This window comes from Hymenobacter sp. BT188 (genome assembly GCF_014333585.1).
In the GTDB taxonomy this organism is placed as follows: Bacteria; Bacteroidota; Bacteroidia; order Cytophagales; family Hymenobacteraceae; genus Hymenobacter.
This window is the reverse complement of sequence record NZ_JACSCW010000001.1, coordinates 979,791-996,416: the sequence shown is the minus strand read 5'-3', so window position 1 is coordinate 996,416 and position 16,626 is coordinate 979,791. Positions and strand designations below refer to the sequence as shown.

Sequence of the window (16,626 nt, the reverse complement as noted above, 5' to 3'; positions counted from 1 at the left end):
GGCTTTGCCTCGACTGAACCAAGCTGCTGGGGGCTAATTCTAACCTTTGGGTTGGTTACCCCCGTACTGTTAGTGTTTGGTTTTATAAAAATGCCCCCCAGCGCCAGTTGGGGGGCACATTTTGTTTTCTACTTCTCTATGTTTGACGAATTGAATCAGGTGCTGCTCGATTATTGGCACCAGTTTTTGCACCTATTGCCCAAGTTCTTTATTGCCCTGATAGTGCTGGCCATCGGGTTAGCCATCGCCAACCACGTAAGCCAGCTGCTGGGAAACAGACTCCGAAAACGCTCCCACGACGCGCTGCTGGCCAATTTTCTGACCAATTTTACTCGCTGGGCCCTGCTGCTGATGGGAGTATTGCTGGCCATGCACGTACTTGGGCTGTCGGGAATAGCGAGCGGGATGCTCGCGGGTGCCGGGCTTTCGGCTTTCATTGTGGGTTTTGCCCTGAAAGACATTGCCGAGAACTTTCTGGCCGGTGTGGTGCTGGCCTTCAACCGCCCATTTCGCATCCACGACACCGTACAGATAAGGGACCTGATGGGCGAGGTAGAAGCCCTGAATTTGCGCACGACTCTCATCAAGACCTTCGATGGCAAGCACATCTTCCTGCCCAATGCCCTCGTGCTGCGCGAGCCGCTGACCAACTATACCCGCGACGGCTTCATCCGGCAGGACTTCATGATAAGCGTTGATATGGGCACTGAAACCACTTCCGACCGCATCGAAGCGATGTTGCTCAAGTATGTGAGCAGCCACAAAGGCGTTGAAACCCGCGACCCACATACGCCCTACATTATCGTCGAAAAAATGGGGACTACCTCCACCGACTTGCGCATTTATCTCTGGGCCTATTCCGAAGAGTACCGGCGCGGCACCTTGGAGCTGAAAAGTGACTTGCTGAAGGGCAGCAAAGCGATGCTAGTGGCTGAAGGCTACGTCGTTTCGGGGGCGAATTAATACTTACTCAATACTAGGCTGCTTATTCGTTTTATTGCTTGTACCTTGTATTAGTGGCCGGTTTCTTGCGGATCGAGCGCTGCTTGTAGTTGTCGTTTGCCATGCCGAAGAGTTCCTTTCACCGTTTAATAGGCCCTTTGTTGCTGTGGCGACTACGCCACGTCAACGACCGGGTCTACCTGATTCTGGTGAGCGTGCTGGTCGGAATTGGTGCGGGATTAGCGGCGGTGGCGCTCAAAAGCTCCGTCCACGCGGCCCAGAATCTGCTGTACTCCTGGGTGCCCGAAGAAAATCGGGTATTTGCTCTCTTCCTTTATCCCATGCTGGGCATCGGGCTCACGGTGCTGTTTACGCGCTACGCGCTGGGCGGCACGCTGAGTCGGGGCATTGGGCCCATTCTGTACAATATTGCCCGCCAAGGCAGCGTGGTGCCGCGCAGCAAGCTGTATTCGCAAGCTATTTCCTCTTTTCTAACGGTCACTTTTGGCGGGTCGGCGGGTCTGGAGGCACCTATTTCCGTTACGGGTTCGGCCCTGGGTTCTAATATCGGGCGCATTTTGCGTGTGGGTCGCCGCGAGCGGCGCCTGCTGGTGGGCTGTGGCGCGGCGGCTGGCGTGGCGGCTATTTTTAACAGCCCTATTGCGGGGGTTTTGTTTGCAGTAGAAGTAATTCTATCGGAGCTGTCGGCCCCGTTTTTTATCCCGCTGCTTATTTCCTCTGCTACAGCCACGGTGGTTTCCAAGGCCCTGTACGCGGGTCAGCCCTTCGTGCTGATTACCACTACCTGGCCAGTAGAAGCCGTGCCCTCCTACCTGATGCTGGGCCTGTTCACCGCGCTCCTATCGGTGTACATGATTCGCATTTATTTTGCTTCTGACAAGTACTTCGAGCGGTTTCCGGGCACTTTTCGCAAGGTGGTGTTTGGCGGTTTCACACTGGGCATCATGGTGTTTTTGTTTCCGCCGCTTTACGGCGAAGGCTACAACATTGTAGAGATGCTGCTTCAAGGGCGGCCGGAAGGACTTGTGGAAGGCTCCATTTTCGCCGTGTACCGCGACGAGAACGTGTGGCTGCTGCTGCTGGTAGTAGCCAGCAGTATGCTGCTGAAAGTGTTTGCTACCTGCGTCACCATCGGGTCGGGAGGAAATGGCGGTATGTTCGGCTCATCCTTGTTTACGGGGGCGCTGGGGGGCTTTTTGCTGGCCCGTTTAATCAATATGAGCGGCTGGTACCCGGTGTCGGAGGTGCATTTTGTGGTGCTGGGCATGGCGGGCACGCTGGCTGGCGTGGTACACGCTCCGCTTACCGCTATCTTCTTGATTGCTGAAATTACCGGCGGCTACGCTTTGTTTGTGCCCCTGATGGTGGTTACTTCCAGCTCCTATCTGATTACCAAATACTTCGAGCCTTATTCAGTGTACACCCGCAAGCTGGTGCAGCGCGGCGTACATATGCACGCCGACCGCGACCGGGGCCTGCTCGCGCAGCTGGAGCCGCTTTCCCTGGTACAGAACGATTTCGTACCAGTCCATCCTGAAACTACCTTGGGCGAGCTAGTAGATATTTTCCGGCATGCTACCCGCAACCTGTTTCCGGTAGTTGATGCGGACAACAAACTCGTGGGCATCGTCTCGCTCGATACGGTGCGCGACGCCCTTTTCGATGATGAGCACTACACCACCACCTACGTCAGCGACCTGATGACACCGCCGGTGGCAGTAGTCCAACCGGAAGATAGCCTGCTCGACACGCTCAGTGAGATGGAGCACCATGATGCCTGGGCCTTACCCGTGGTTCGCAATGGCCTGTATCTGGGCTTTCTGCTAAAATCTACCATTCTGGCCAACTATCGACGGCAGCTGCTAAAGGAAATCGAGTAACAGCCTTCCACTTCGTAGCAAGCAACAACCCTAGCGCATACTCGGCAGTACCTACCAGGGTATGAACCGACTCCGCGCTCTTTGGCTGAATCTGGATGCCAGCTTATGGTTTATCCCAACTTTAATGGTTGCGGGGGCCATTTTGCTGGCTTTCGCTTTGGTATTCATTGATTTACGCATTGAGCACGACTGGCTGGAGGAATACCCATTGCTGTTTGGAGCCGGCTCCGACGGCGCGCGCGGCGTGCTCACGGCCATTGCCGGCTCCATGATTACGGTGGCCGGCCTGATTTTCTCGCTTACGCTGAGCACGCTGGCGCAGGTATCCAGCCAATACACCCCGCGGGTGCTGCGCAACTTTATGAGCGACCGGGCCAATCAGATGGTGCTGGGCTTCTTTGTCAGCATTTTCGTGTACTGCCTCATTGTGCTGCGAACCATCCGGGGCGGCGACGAAGGCAGCTTTATTCCCTCCCTAGCGGTACTGATGGGTTTGGTGCTGGCCCTGGTCAGTATTGGGGTGCTTATTTTCTTTATCCACCACATTGCCAATTCCATTCAGGCATCCAACATTGTCCGCAACGCCACTGAGGAAACGGAAGCCGCCATCAAACGCCTGTTTCCCGACCAGCTTGGACAAGAAGCAGATGCCGACGAAGCGCAGAAACTACTGCGTCAGGCCGGCCAGCTCACCTGGAAGACTGTTCCTTCGCAAACGAACGGGTATGTGCAGAGCGTGGATGAGGATGGCCTGCTGGACTTAGCGCGCAGCCTGCAAGGCGTCATACGCATGGAGCATGGTATCGGCGATTTTGTAGCGCGCGGCGCGGCGCTGGCATCGGTGGCAGTATATCAAGGTGAAGCACCCGTGCTTGAAGACAAACTAACCGGGCGGCTTAATGCTAGGTTTGGCTTGGGCAGCCAGCGCACCATCGAACAGGATGCTGGCTTCGGCCTGCGGCAAATCGTGGATATTGCCCTGAAGGCCCTCTCGCCGGGCGTCAACGACACCACAACGGCCATTATCTGCATTGACCACCTCGGCTCCTTAGTAGCGCAGCTAGCCGACCGCCGGTTGGCCAGTCCCCTGCGCACTGACAACAATCGGGTGCGCGTAGTAGCAGTGCGCCCGTCGTTTGAGAAGTTCGTAACCACCGCTTTCGACCAGATCCGTGTCTGTGCTGACGGCAATGTGGCCGTTTATCTGCGCCTGCTTACGGCACTTTCCATTATCGGGCAGCGCACTAAGGATCCTAGGCGCACACTAGTGTTAAGCCGCCAACGAGGCCTGATCGGTGAGGCGGCTGAGCGTACGCTTCACACAGAATACGAGCGCACCCAGGTGCGGGAGCGCATAGCCGAGCTTGGGCCTTCGAGCCAGGAAGAACCAATTTGGGTTTCCGAAAGGTAGCAGCGAATAATAAAGCCTGCACGAACGGTCGCAGCTTAGTTCAGTTTACTATATAACATTAATACTCGCCTAGCTCCGGCTCTTTGCGGGCCAGCATCAGGCCAACCATCATGAGCAGCCCCGTCAGTAGAATTACGACAAACAAGATGTTTTCGCTGACTTGCCCAATAAGATGATTATCGGGGATGCTATAAAACAATAGAATGGAAATCAGGCCTTTGGGGGCAATAAACAGCTCAGGTATCAGGTCCGATTTGGCGATATAGCGCAGGTAGAAAAAGCGGATAACCGTGAGCACCGCCACAATCAGCAGTCCTTGCCACAGGAGCGTAACGCTGATGAGATTGGTGAGGGTAATAGAGTAGCCAAACAGCAAAAAGAAGAAGGTGCGGATGAGGAACGCTGACTCGGCCGTAATGCTCTTAAATTGATGCAGTTCCTCAGCCAGGCGCTCGGGGTGCAGCAAACGACGCAAAGGCCCCCGCAGGAATAATTCTGCGTTGTTTACGGCCAGTCCGAAGGCCAGCACCAGCAGCAGGGATGATAAATGCAGCTTTTTGGCCAAGCTATAAATCAGGACCAGGAAGGCAAAAATCAGGAAGAACTTGATGTGGAGCCTGATTCGGTCGAGCATAAAAGCCAGTACAGCGGTACTGATAACAGCTAAAACGGACACCGCTACCACATCTCGCAAGAACGTGACGATGGATATTCCCTGGGCGAAGTTATCCTGCAAAGCAAAGTTGAAAAGCATGATGCCGAGGATGTCCGAAAAAGTACTTTCGTAAACAATAAATTCCTGCTTCTCGCCACCCAGATTGGATACACTCGGAATAGCTATGGCCGAACTGATGACAGCCAGCGGCACGGCATTAATCAAACATGTCTGAAATGGCACTCCCAGATAAAGCTGTAGCAACTCGGCAATAATAAGTGCCTGCACCACCAGAATAAGCGCGGCCGCCGCGAATGAGCGCCGAATCAATGGGGCTTTATCACGACTAATCTTCAAATCCAGGGCCCCTTCCAAGACAATGAGTATTAGACCGATAATGCCAAATATCTCTAGCACTACTTTGGGTATCAACACCCCTATGTCGCCGTAATCGGCAGCCTGTTTTAGCGCGATACCCGTGAAGAGCAGCATCAGCACCGACGGCACTTTGGTGGCCCTTGCGGCAAGATCAAACAAGTAAGATAAGACAACGGCCAAGCTCAGGCCAATCAAGATGGTATAGGGACCCATATTGGAAAAATTCGTGGACAGGACTACTTTCTATACGGCGGCGCTTGTAAATTAATATATCGCAACGCTGCTAAATTAAAGCGTTATGCATTTTGTATGGAACTCAAGATGTACAATCACATGGCATAAAATGCGGAGGATTTGATATACACGTTGCCTGCACAGGCCGCGTCGTGCGGTTGTATCTTGCCGGCCGTTACTTTCCATCTTGCTTTTATGTCTGATCATCCCAGCATCGCCATTATCGGGGGCGGCCCGGCGGGCTTGCTGGCCGCTCAGCACTTGGCGGAAGCTGGCCACCGCGTGACGGTGTATGAGGCGCAAGCTACCGTGGGGCGCAAGTTTCTCGTAGCCGGACACGGCGGCTTCAACCTGACGCACAGCGAGCCGCTGCCTACCTTTGGCAAGCGCTATGGCGCTCACCACGAGCAGTTTGCCGCGTTTCTCACTCATTTTAGCCCCGAACACCTTCGCGCCTGGGCCGCCGACTTGGGCGTAGAAACATTTATAGGCAGCAGCGGCCGCATTTTTCCCACGGCTGACTACAAGCCGGCCCAACTACTACGCGCCTGGCTGACGCGCCTGGCCGCACTGGGCGTGGTTATCAAAACGCGGCACCGCTGGCTGGGCTTCGTGCCCGACTCACCCAACGGTTTGCTTGTGCGCAATGAGCAGACCGGCGAAGAATTCGAAATTTGCCCCCCGGCGGTGGTGCTGGCGCTAGGCGGGGCTAGCTGGGCTAAAACTGGCTCCGATGGCGGCTGGACCTCAGCCTTCTCAGAAATAGGTGTGCGCTGCACGCCCTTCGCTCCCTCCAACTGTGGTGCTGAAATAGCCTGGGGGGCTTTTTTTAAGGAGAAGGTGGCTCGCGCTCCGCTCAAAAACATTGCCCTGACCTGCGAGGGCCAAACCATGCGCGGCGAGCTGATGCTAACCGACTACGGCGTAGAAGGCACGCCAGTGTACGCCCTCACGCCGGCCTTACGCGCGGCGCTCAGCCGCGAAAAGTCGACAACGCTCTGGCTCAACCTCAAGCCAGACCTGACGCATGACCAGCTCGTCCATAAACTCAGTAAACCCCGTGGCAGCAAATCCTGGGGGGCTTTTTTGCAGCAAACCTTACACTTAGGACCGCCCATACCTACCCTATTGCGCGAGGTAGCGCCGCCCGAAACCCTTACCAACTCACCCGAAAGTCTGGCCCAACTGCTTCAGCAGCTGCCTTTGCCCGTGAGTGGGCTGCGGCCGCTGGATGAGGCTATCAGCACGGCGGGCGGCGTAGCGTGGGAAGAGCTGGATGAAAACCTGATGCTGCGCCGGCGACCCGGCACCTTTGTGGCCGGCGAAATGCTAGACTGGGAAGCGCCTACGGGCGGCTATTTGCTGCAAGGCTGCTTTAGCATGGGCGCCTGGGTAGCCAATGCCATTACAAAACGGCTGGCGTAGAAACGCGATTTACTACTTATTAATAGCCTTCTGCTCAGCGTCGGCCAGAATGGCTTTAGCTTCGTCCAGAAGGCACTCGCCGGGGTTCAGCTGCTTGCGGCAGATCAGCGCGAAAAGCAGAAAGAACGACACAATCGGCAACACCCAGCCCAACGCAAACCACAGCCAGAACGACCGCCCATAGCTGTGGGCACAGTACCCGGTGGTGAGGGGCAGGAACGACATAGCGCACAAAAAGCCCAGCAGTAAATCAACAAACATGGCGGTGGCGGCTATGGGATGAGCGGTATTGTGAAGATAATCGATTCGCGAGAGTTTCCCAACGCTGACCAATCCTCCGTATAATGGCTATAACTATGTTGGCGGCTGGATGTTGCCTTAATCTGGCCGGAATGTTGCCGCCTTGTTACACCACCCTGGGGGGCTTTTTCGCGTACGCCTTAATGTTTTCCGCCCCTTCCCTTCTTCTGACCGCCCAAATTACCCTATGTGGGAGCACCAAAGTCTGTTTCGCGTCTCAGCTCAGTTGTTTGCCGAAGGCGTTTTTAATCTACTGGATAGAAATTTAAAGCCCGAAGTTTTTTTACTTGGTCTGGCCTCCGCGAAAGAACCCGACGAGCCGCAGGCTGTCGTAATTGAGCCTGCCAATCACCGCTACCCCAGCTCAGAGTTCACGGAAGTAAAGACGCGTGCCGCTACGCTGGAATCGGCAGAAGGGCCCCGCGAGGTCGTGTATCATTTGCATCCCACCGACCAGGACCGCTTCGAGAAACAACGCTGGTACGAGTTGCTCCGTCAGGCTACGGAGCTAACGCTGAATGAAATGCCCCCCGAGCCGATGCCGCGGATTTCCTTCTGCTCACTGCCGGTCAGCTTTAATGGCTATATGGTGTTGGTAGTGTTGCAGCTCTCGTCCGAGGCCTACCACGGCTATTATGCCCTCCCCGACAAGATTGTGGCCCGCGCCAACTCCTTGCTGGCCGCGGCGGTGCAGGAGTTTTTGCAGGATTGTGCCCGCGCCCTGCGTGAATCCGATTCTGACGACGCCCACCCCGTCCTCGACCGCGACTACAATGAGATGCTGCGTGCCGCTGGTCGGCGCTTTATGCTCCGGGCGGCGGCCGGCACCCACGGCCTGTATGATGCCTGCAACGGCGTGGCCGCGCTTCGGCACGAAGGCGACGATGGTATCGGGCTGATGATTGTGGCGCGCCGCCACCACCCCGCCATCGTGCCCGTGCTGACCCTCGAAACACCTATTACCCTGCGCGACCACCGTTCCATTCGGAAGCTTTTGGAGTTGAGCGAAGACAATACGGCGCTGATAACAGACGCTACGCATGTCTTTGGTCTGGGCTATTTGGTGGAGGAAACGCACCCCAGCTACGAGCCATTATTTATGGTGCACTTTACCAAGCACTATAGCTGGGAGCTGACGCACGCCGATCATATCATGATGAAGGTGGTGTCGAATTCCCCCCGCCTGCCCCAGGGCCGCGTCGATGCCGATAATTTCGCGCATGCCGTGCGCAAGCAGTGGCCCGAACTGCTCGATGCCGGTATTTCGTATCTCTGGCGGCTCACGCAGGAAGCCAGCATCCAGTCGACCGGCACTATTCTGGTGATTTCGGCGGGTGCGGCGCAGGAAGCCCAACGCCTCACCCGCCAGTGCTTCCGGGTAGTGCCCCGCTTGATGACACCCGCCATTCTGCGCCTAGTTACGAATATCGATGGAGCCGTACTCGTAGACCAACACGGTATATGCCATGCCATTGGCGCTATCCTCGACGGCCTTGCCACTGCCAAAGGCGACTCCTCACGCGGCTCCCGTTACAATTCTGCCCTACGCTACGTGGAAAGCAGCCAATACCCCGTACTAGCCGTAGTGGTCAGCGAAGACGGCCTGATTGACCTGCTGCCGCCGGTGAGTTAAGTAGCTCAGACTCGATTTTTTAGATAACTTTAGATTACTATTTATCCTACTCATCTAACACATGTAAGTTATGCTTTCACTTTTCTCAGAATTCGGTTACTACATAATGTTACTAGCTCAGCTTTTATCTCTTTTGCTGCAAGTTTTCGGTGTATATGTGCTATACCTTATGGCAAAGGCACTGCATAAATATCTGAGGGAAGGCGAGAGCAAACTATCATCAACCAAAACTTTTATTGACAATCCGTAGCATACCAATTATCAACCATTTACACTACCCATCATTGCCTCCGGATAGCGCAGTCCGGCGATAGCGCTCTGGGGGGCAATTTCATCTATTTGCGCCAGTTCGGCGGCCGATAGCTGCACCTCCAGGGCACCCAGATTTTCTTCCAGATATTTGATGCGCTTGGTGCCGGGGATCGGTACGATGTCATCACCCTGAGCCAGAACCCACGCGAGTGCCAGCTGACCTGGAGTGCAATTTTTCTGCGTTGCCATTTCCTTAATGCGCGCTACCACATCAAGGTTGCGCTGAAAGTTTTCGCCCTGAAAACGGGGCGTGTTGCGACGGTAGTCATCCGCATCCAGATCATCAAAGCGCTGAATCTGGCCTGTCAGAAAACCCCGGCCTAACGGGCTATAGGCCACCAGACTGACGCCCAACTCGCGGCAAGCAGCCAGTACACCATCTTCGGGGTCACGACTCCAGAGTGAGTATTCGCTTTGCAGAGCCGCGATGGGATGCACTGCATTGGCGCGCCGCACCGTTTCGGCAGAGGCTTCCGAAAGGCCCAGATGGCGCACTTTGCCCTCTTCCACCAAGCGACTCATAGCGCCCACCGTGTCCTCAATGGGCGTACTCGGATCGACGCGGTGCTGATAGTATAGGTCGATATAGTCGGTGCCTAGGCGGCGCAGGCTTCCTTCGCAGGCCTGGCGCACGTACTCGGGGCGACCATTAATACCGCGCTTAGTGGGGTCGTTCGGGTCGCGCTGAATACCGAACTTGGTGGCAATAACGGCTTGGTTGCGTCGGTCGAGCAGGGCCCTGCCCACCAGTTCTTCATTGGTGTACGGCCCATACATATCGGCCGTATCAAAGAAGGTAACACCCAGTTCCAGAGCACGATGAATAGTGCGCGCACTCTGCTCATCATCGCGCTTTCCATAAAAATCTGACATACCCATACAGCCCAAACCGATGGCTGAAACCGTTAAGCCTGAGCGGCCTAGTGTGCGCGTTTGCATATCGTTTCTAGTAAGTAAGAATTAATTAAGAGTAGCTGCATTCTTAACGCAGAGAAAGGCAACGGAGGCTGTGTTTGGCGAACACAAAATTTGGTTTTCTCACCGCTACTTAACCTGGTCAACGACCTAAGCTCGCTGAACGCACCCACCCGCGCCGTTCTTTCGTTTAACGAGCAAAGCCCTTTCCCTATGCAACCCAAAATGCCCCCCAGACCGGTTGATCCGACCTTCGAAAATGACGAACGCTTGCGCTGGGTACAGAGTATCGCTCACCTCATGGACAGCCAGTTTACCCTGCCCGGCACGCGTTTTCGCTTCGGCCTCGATCCTATTTTGAGCCTGCTGCCAGTGGTGGGCAACCTGACGAGTATGGCCGTATCGGGGGCACTGGTGCTGACGATGATGCGGCACGGAGCCAGCGGCAGCCTGGTTATTCGCATGGTACTCAACATCTTGCTTGATACTATTATTGGGGCCATTCCGGTGCTAGGCAACATTTTTGACTTCGCCTATAAAGCCAACGACCGCAACGTGCGCCTGCTGCGCCGCCATTATGCCGAGGGCAAATACCAAGGCAGCGGTAAGGGGCTGCTGGCGGTGGTGCTGGTATTCATGCTTGTCATTTTTGGCCTGTTGGCCTGGGGGCTCTGGGAAGCGGTGGAATGGCTGTGGACGTATGGGGGGCAAAACTGGTGGTAGCCGGGAGAGTTTTTGGTGGTTGACTTGTTAGTAAGGTAAATAGGCGTAGCGCAAGCATTCGCGCCGTACTTTTGCCCCGTGAAATCCTTCCAATCAATCTCCTTTGGCTCCCTGTTGGGCGTTTTATTGCTGACTTCCTGTCTGTCGCTGCAAAGCGAGGAGCAGCAGGCCGAAGCCGTTGAAAAAGCTGTAATGGCCAAGCACGATGAGTTTATGGCCCAGATGGATCAGCTGTATACGCTGCGCCAGCAGCTTCAGCGCGCCACCCTGCCCGATACTACGGAAGCTGGTCGGCGGCGGCGCTCCTTGCTCCGCGCTGATGCGGCCATGATGGGCTGGATGCACCAGTACCGCCGCCCCGCCGACACGGTGACACACGAGCAGGTAATGGCTTATTTTGCCTCTCAGGAGCACAAAATCGATTCCGTGGGTCGCCTGATGCGCAACAGTATCGATTCGGCCCGCCTGGTACTTGGTACGAAGGCAGGCAGTTCCTCTAATTCGTCCACCAAATGATGACTTCTCTATTCACCCGCGCCCGCCGGGCCGGCATCTTAGTGGGCGGTAGCGCCCTGCTCCTGCTCACCGCCTGCCAGAGCCAACCCGATACTACTGCTGTTGACCGCCTGCCGTATCTGGGTGAGCGTGAGGTAGTGCCGCGTGCTGATGGCGGCCCGGCCGATACGCTTTATGCCACCATTCCCAGCTTTACGCTCACCAACCAGGATAGCGCCACCATTACCAACGACACCTTCAAAAACAAGGTGTATGTGGCCGATTTCTTCTTTGCCACCTGCCCCAGCATCTGTCCCAAAATGCAGAGTGAAATGCTGCGTGTATACGAGAAGTTCAAGGATGATCCGCGGGTACTTTTTCTCTCTCACACCATCGATCCGGCCCACGATTCGGTAGCCGTGCTGCGCGATTATGCCCAGCGCCTGGGTATTCAGAACGCCAGCCGCTGGCACTTCGCCACCGCTTCCCACGACACTATTTTCAGCCTTGCTCGTGCCTATTACGTGCCCGCCCAAAAGGACTCGACAGTCGAAGGAGGCTTTGCGCACAGCGGAGCGTTTACCCTCGTTGACTCCAAGCGCCGCGTGCGGGGCCTCTACGATGGCATGAACCCGGATGAAGTCGCTCGCCTCATCGAGGATTTGCCGGTGCTGCTGAAAGAAGAAGCCGAAAATGCTTCCCAGGCTAAATTATGAGGTGGCGCGCAGCAGATTTGTTGCGATTGGGGGGCTTTTTGGCGGCCGGGATACTGGCTGCCGGCTGCTTCACGGATCGTCAGAATGCCGGCGCACGTCTCTACGCGCAGCACTGCGCCCACTGCCACGGCGATGAAGGCCAAGGGTTGAAACGCCTCATTCCGCCCCTAGCCGGCGCCGACTACGTGGCCGAAAACCGCAACTTTCTGGCCTGCCTGGTGCGCCGCGGGGTGAATGGGCCAATGGTCGTCAATGGCATCACCTTCAACCAGATAATGCCCGGCCACGAAGATCTGACCGATTCGGAAATCACTAACCTGCTGAACTTTGTGCAGTCGTCTTGGGGTAATAAAGGCAAGCCGTTCACGATTCGGGAGGTGTCGGAGAAGCTCCAGGGCTGTGCCGGCAGCGACGGACAGTAGTAGGAGTTGGCTCCGATGATGCAGGGCACTACCTGAGCCTGCACCACTTCAACTTGCTGATTTATAAGTTTGATACCCAATATTGTATTCTTTACGCCTGTAATTGCCCCTGTTTTTCACGATTATCCTCAGCTTTCCTCCTTAGCTTGCCATCTCAATTTACTGTAGTGTTATGGGTCTGTTCGACTTTCTGAAATCCAAAAAACAACCTGTTCAAACCCCGGCGCCAGCCGATCCTGCTCCTGCCAGCGCTACGCCAGCTACTGGTCCTCGCTATAAGGGCGCCAACTTTACCTCGCCCGTAGCGCCTCCACCGCCCGCGCCGGTACTGCCGCCCCCACCTCCTCCCATGCCCGCCTTCGAGCCCGTTAATCGCCTCGAAGAGATGCTGCTGCACGCCGCCGCCGACCCCGATGCACGCCACGGTTTCTATCAGGCTTTGCTGCAGGAAGATGTATTGGTGCTGACTCAGCCCAAGGAAGGCCAGCCAGGGGGCGAAATACCCGTGACGGAGAACATGGAAGTGCAGCTACAGGTATTGCACGATGGCAAAATCCCAGTTTTCACGTCGCCAGGGCGCATTTTTGATAGCAGCGTCGTAAAGGAGGAAGTGCCCTACCTGCGGTTGTCGGGCTTTGATCTGTTTCAGATGGTCAAAGGGGCCGATTGTGCTCTGAACCCATTTTCCAGCCTGGGCAAGCTACTGATGGCCAACGAGCTAGAAGATTTATTGGCCGGCCATCTGTTTCAAGCTCCCGCCCACCAGATTCCGCCCGACACGCAGGTACTCCTGGGTCAACCCGCGGAGGTGCCCACGGCCCTGATAGAATCGCTCAGCACCTATGCCGCTGATCAGCCGCTTATTCGGGCTATTTATCTGGCTGAACTGCAGCTCCCCGACAACCCGGAGCCGGCTCGTTTGCTGCTAGGCTTTGAGGTAGAAGGCGATGATACCTCGTTCCTACAGGAAATTGGTGCCGTCATTCAGCACCACCTCGATGCCAGCCATCAGTTCGTTGATATTGTGCTTATTAGCCCTGAGTCGGAGGAGCCGCTAAGCCACTATTTCTATCAGAACGAGCCTATTTATAAGCGCAGCGAGTAGCCCGAAAGGGTTACTTTGCCTTCTGGCGTGCTACGCGGTCGAACACGGGCCGCAAACCGTAGAACAACCCGGGCACCAACACCACGGACGCCAGCAGCCACAGCAAAAAGCCCCCCAGACTGGCGCGCCAAAGCAAACGGGCCGCTTCCATCCAGTCGGTGCTGAGCAGGTGCTGCAACTGCATCAGGGTTAATTCAGTATCCGTCCCGTCGCCCACCACGCGGGCTCCGAGTTGGAGCAGTGGAATGAGCAACAGCAACTGGAAAGGGCTCATCAAGTGACTGATGAGTAATAATGCCGCTACGTTCAGACGCAGCCTTACGGCCGCAAATGTGCTGAGCAGCGTCGTGACTCCCAGGACTGGAATCAGCCCAAACACTACTCCTAAGGCTACCGTTAGGGCCAGCTGCGTTGGAGAAAGTCCTTGCTGCAACAAGTCCAGCAGCGGCATGAGTATCCGGCGGCGCAGCCAACTGATTCGGGGCGGCGTGGTAGACGTGTCTGGAGGTGATGTCTGCGGAATTATTTGCTCACTCATACATCACGACAACAGACAATGAAAGACCTCAGTAGCTACGGAAAGACCTCAGTAGCTACGCTCATTTGCTGGAAAAGAAGCCCGCGAAGGTTATTTTGTGCACTCTTGCCGCTTATTTCATATTCAAAGCCGGAGCCAGCGCAGGCGAGTTGTTTTACTATTTGAATCGCTAGCATTCTCAATGGGCGCCGTAGAGAGCGTATATAGTGTAGCCGCACACTGACAAGATGAGGCACATGGCAAAAGTACGCGAGCCGGGTCAGCCCCGGCACAAAGTCTGGACTGATTTTTTTGTCCTGCTCCGGCGTGCCGCCCGCGAGCTGGGCGCCAACGACCCGTTGCGTTTGGGCGCGGCTACTGCTTTTTTTGCCACGTTTGCCCTCCCGCCCATCCTTATTATCCTCATTCAAGTGCTGGGGGGCATTTATTCAGCCTCCACGGTGCGCGGGCTGCTGCTGCAAAAAATCTCGAATCTGCTGGGCTATCCGGCGGCCGGACTGGTAGAGCAAATTCTGCAAAACGTGAGCAATATAGAGCGCAGCCGCCTGATGACATGGCTGGGGTCTGCCTTTTTGGTTTTTATCGCCACTACGCTTTTCGTCGTTATTCAGCATTCGCTAAACCAGCTTTGGAAGGTTCGCCCCCAGCGTACGGAGGGTCAATTTCACAAAGTGCTGCACGAGCGGGTCCGCTCGCTGGGCGTACTGCTGGCCACGGCCCTGCTTACGCTGCTGGCCTTCCTGACCGATGCCGTGCTGGCCTTCTTAGCCGATTACACCCGCGACTTCGACGCCACCTTTGGCTACTACCTGTTTCAGGGCCTGAGTTTACTGACGTCCCTGCTGATTCTATCCACCTGGTTTGCCGTCACGTTTCGCAACCTGAGCAGTGCGTATGTACCCTGGCGGGCCGTGCTTCGGGGGGCAATTCTGACGGCCGTCTGCATCGACATCGGCGAGCTGATTCTCGGCTATCTGCTGGTACCGCGCAACTTAGGTCCCATCTATGGGCCCGCTTCCAGCATTGTACTCGTGCTGCTGTTTGTATTCTATTCGGCCATGATCTTCTACTTCGGCGCCTGCTTCACGAAGGTGTATGCCCATTATGCCGGCATAGATATTCGACCCAAGAAGTCGGCAGTGCGCTACCGATTGGTGGATGTCAGCGAGGATGGCGTACGACGAATTAAAGGATAAAAAAGCCCCCTAGCTACCGGCGCGGCCATAAAATCGGTTAATCAGAAACGCCGCTATTACGAAAACCAGGCCCGTGGCGCACACGCCTGGCCATTGCCAATGCGCCCACGCAAAGCCACCAGCCAGCGACCCTAACGACCCGCCAATAAAAGAACTGGTCATGTACACCGTATTCAGGCGGCTCCGGGCTTCCGGTATCAAGGAGAAAATCCGCGACTGGTTGGAGATGTGCGTCACCTGCTGGCCCACGTCCAGAATGATAACCCCGAGAATAAGACCTACCAAGTACACGCCAGTTAGGCCCAGCAACAGGTAAGCTCCCAGCGCCAGCAGAATCCCCATACTTAGGGCGTAATCGGAGCCGCGCTCATCGGCCAGCTTGCCTGCTAAAGGCGCGGCCAATGCTCCACAAGCACCAATTACCCCGAAAAAGCCTACCACGTCGCTTTTATAAAAATAAGGTGCGCCCTCTAGGAAAAACACCAGCGTAGTCCAGAAAACAGTGAGGCCGCCAAACATACACGCGCCGACCAGTGAGGACCTGCGTAGCGTGGGCAAATCGCGCGTTAGCGTCAGCAAAGACTTCATCAGGCTGCCGTAAGTGCCTTTGAACGACGGTTGGTTGCGGGGCAGACGCAGCGCCAGAATAGCCACCAGCACCAACATCATCAGCGCGCCGCCGCCAAACATGGTGCGCCAGCCAAAATGTGCTCCCACGTAGCCGCTCAGGGTGCGCGAGAGCAGAATTCCGATCAGCAAACCGCTCATTATTTTACCCACCACTTTGCCCCGCTCGGCGTCGGTGGCCAAAGATGCAGCCATAGGCACCAGTAGCTGAGGCACGGCTGAAAAAATGCCGATTAAGAGGCTGGCTGCCACCAGTACGACGCAGGATGGTGCCAGCGCTGCGCCGGCCAGACATGCCGCCGCGCACAATAGCAGCAACAGAATCAAGCCTTTGCGCTCTACTTTATCGCCCAGCGGCACGGCAAATAGCAGCCCCAGCGTATAGCCCACCTGCGTGATGGTAGCAACCCAGCTTACCCGGCTATCCGACACCTGAAATGTGCGGCCAATCTCGACCAGCAGCGGTTGGTTGTAGTAAATATTGGCCACCACCAGGCCGCAGGTAATGGCCATCAGCCACACGAGCCCGCTTGTGAGCGGAGCCTGAATTTGAGGTAATATGGCGGTGGGGTGTTGGGTTCTATTTTGAGTAATCACAACTTCATTCTTCACGCTGCGCGGGTAGATCCAGGCTCGCTGCCTCTGTTCAACAGACCTTTAAAGCGACTGGGGGGCTTTTTTGTTGGCAGCTTTTGGTT

General features: G+C 55.8%; 16 protein-coding genes. 11 read left to right on the top strand and 5 right to left on the bottom strand.

Annotated features, from left to right (window positions below):
* The first annotated feature begins 138 nt into the window (after nt 1–138).
* From H8B13_RS03970 to H8B13_RS03960, 3 genes are all read left to right on the top strand, one after another.
* Nucleotides 139–963, top strand: coding sequence for a mechanosensitive ion channel family protein (locus H8B13_RS03970; protein ID WP_187309502.1), 825 nt, complete (start codon nt 139–141; stop codon nt 961–963).
* 101 nt (nt 964–1,064) lie between these two features.
* Entirely contained in the window at nt 1,065–2,843 is a 1,779-nt protein-coding gene (locus tag H8B13_RS03965; RefSeq protein ID WP_187309501.1) for a chloride channel protein, read from the top strand.
* 61 nt (nt 2,844–2,904) lie between these two features.
* Nucleotides 2,905–4,254: a DUF2254 domain-containing protein gene (locus H8B13_RS03960; protein ID WP_187309500.1), complete on the top strand. Its 1,350-nt coding sequence runs from the start codon at nt 2,905–2,907 to the stop codon at nt 4,252–4,254.
* 58 nt (nt 4,255–4,312) lie between these two features.
* On the opposite strand, the gene H8B13_RS03955 is transcribed toward H8B13_RS03960, so the two are convergent.
* On the bottom strand, nt 4,313–5,500 hold the full coding sequence (locus H8B13_RS03955) for a cation:proton antiporter (protein WP_187309499.1): 1,188 nt from the start codon (nt 5,498–5,500) through the stop codon (nt 4,313–4,315).
* Between the two features lie 216 nt (nt 5,501–5,716).
* On the opposite strand from H8B13_RS03955, the gene H8B13_RS03950 reads away from it, so the two are divergent.
* The gene (locus H8B13_RS03950; protein ID WP_187309498.1) at nt 5,717–6,946 is read left to right on the top strand and encodes an NAD(P)/FAD-dependent oxidoreductase; all 1,230 of its coding nucleotides are present in this window, start codon (nt 5,717–5,719) and stop codon (nt 6,944–6,946) included.
* A gap of 12 nt (nt 6,947–6,958) precedes the next feature.
* On the opposite strand, the gene H8B13_RS03945 is transcribed toward H8B13_RS03950, so the two are convergent.
* On the bottom strand, nt 6,959–7,207 hold the full coding sequence (locus tag H8B13_RS03945) for a hypothetical protein (protein ID WP_187309497.1): 249 nt from the start codon (nt 7,205–7,207) through the stop codon (nt 6,959–6,961).
* A gap of 226 nt (nt 7,208–7,433) precedes the next feature.
* Between H8B13_RS03945 and H8B13_RS03940 the strand changes: the two genes are divergently transcribed.
* Complete coding sequence (locus H8B13_RS03940) at nt 7,434–8,879, top strand: diadenylate cyclase (protein ID WP_187309496.1); 1,446 nt, start codon at nt 7,434–7,436, stop codon at nt 8,877–8,879.
* A gap of 261 nt (nt 8,880–9,140) precedes the next feature.
* On the opposite strand, the gene H8B13_RS03935 is transcribed toward H8B13_RS03940, so the two are convergent.
* On the bottom strand, nt 9,141–10,130 hold the full coding sequence (locus H8B13_RS03935; protein ID WP_187309495.1) for an aldo/keto reductase: 990 nt from the start codon (nt 10,128–10,130) through the stop codon (nt 9,141–9,143).
* A gap of 201 nt (nt 10,131–10,331) precedes the next feature.
* Between H8B13_RS03935 and H8B13_RS03930 the strand changes: the two genes are divergently transcribed.
* The 5 genes from H8B13_RS03930 (at nt 10,332) to H8B13_RS03910 (ending at nt 13,567) form a co-directional block, all read left to right on the top strand.
* On the top strand, nt 10,332–10,829 hold the full coding sequence (locus H8B13_RS03930; RefSeq protein ID WP_187309494.1) for a DUF4112 domain-containing protein: 498 nt from the start codon (nt 10,332–10,334) through the stop codon (nt 10,827–10,829).
* Nucleotides 10,830–10,907: 78 nt separating this feature from the next.
* Nucleotides 10,908–11,345: a hypothetical protein gene (locus H8B13_RS03925; protein WP_187309493.1), complete on the top strand. Its 438-nt coding sequence runs from the start codon at nt 10,908–10,910 to the stop codon at nt 11,343–11,345.
* The gene (locus H8B13_RS03920) at nt 11,342–12,040 is read left to right on the top strand and encodes an SCO family protein (protein ID WP_261990216.1); all 699 of its coding nucleotides are present in this window, start codon (nt 11,342–11,344) and stop codon (nt 12,038–12,040) included. Before H8B13_RS03925 ends, H8B13_RS03920 begins: the two co-directional genes overlap by 4 nt.
* On the top strand, nt 12,037–12,462 hold the full coding sequence (locus H8B13_RS03915; protein ID WP_187309492.1) for a c-type cytochrome: 426 nt from the start codon (nt 12,037–12,039) through the stop codon (nt 12,460–12,462). The genes H8B13_RS03920 and H8B13_RS03915 overlap by 4 nt, the downstream gene beginning before the upstream one ends.
* A gap of 172 nt (nt 12,463–12,634) precedes the next feature.
* A complete protein-coding gene (locus tag H8B13_RS03910; protein WP_187309491.1) occupies nt 12,635–13,567 on the top strand; it encodes an enhanced serine sensitivity protein SseB C-terminal domain-containing protein in 933 nt (310 codons plus the stop codon).
* Nucleotides 13,568–13,577: 10 nt separating this feature from the next.
* Here H8B13_RS03910 and H8B13_RS03905 read toward each other — a convergent pair whose 3' ends face one another.
* On the bottom strand, nt 13,578–14,105 hold the full coding sequence (locus H8B13_RS03905; RefSeq protein WP_187309490.1) for a DUF2062 domain-containing protein: 528 nt from the start codon (nt 14,103–14,105) through the stop codon (nt 13,578–13,580).
* 236 nt (nt 14,106–14,341) lie between these two features.
* Here H8B13_RS03905 and H8B13_RS03900 point away from each other — a divergent pair, with 236 nt between their 5' ends.
* Nucleotides 14,342–15,301: a YihY/virulence factor BrkB family protein gene (locus H8B13_RS03900; RefSeq protein ID WP_187309489.1), complete on the top strand. Its 960-nt coding sequence runs from the start codon at nt 14,342–14,344 to the stop codon at nt 15,299–15,301.
* 9 nt (nt 15,302–15,310) lie between these two features.
* Here the strand turns inward: H8B13_RS03900 and H8B13_RS03895 are convergent, their stop codons facing one another.
* Nucleotides 15,311–16,540 (bottom strand): MFS transporter, encoded by a 1,230-nt coding sequence (locus H8B13_RS03895; protein WP_315985102.1) that lies wholly within the window; start codon nt 16,538–16,540, stop codon nt 15,311–15,313.
* Nucleotides 16,541–16,626 lie beyond the last annotated feature (86 nt).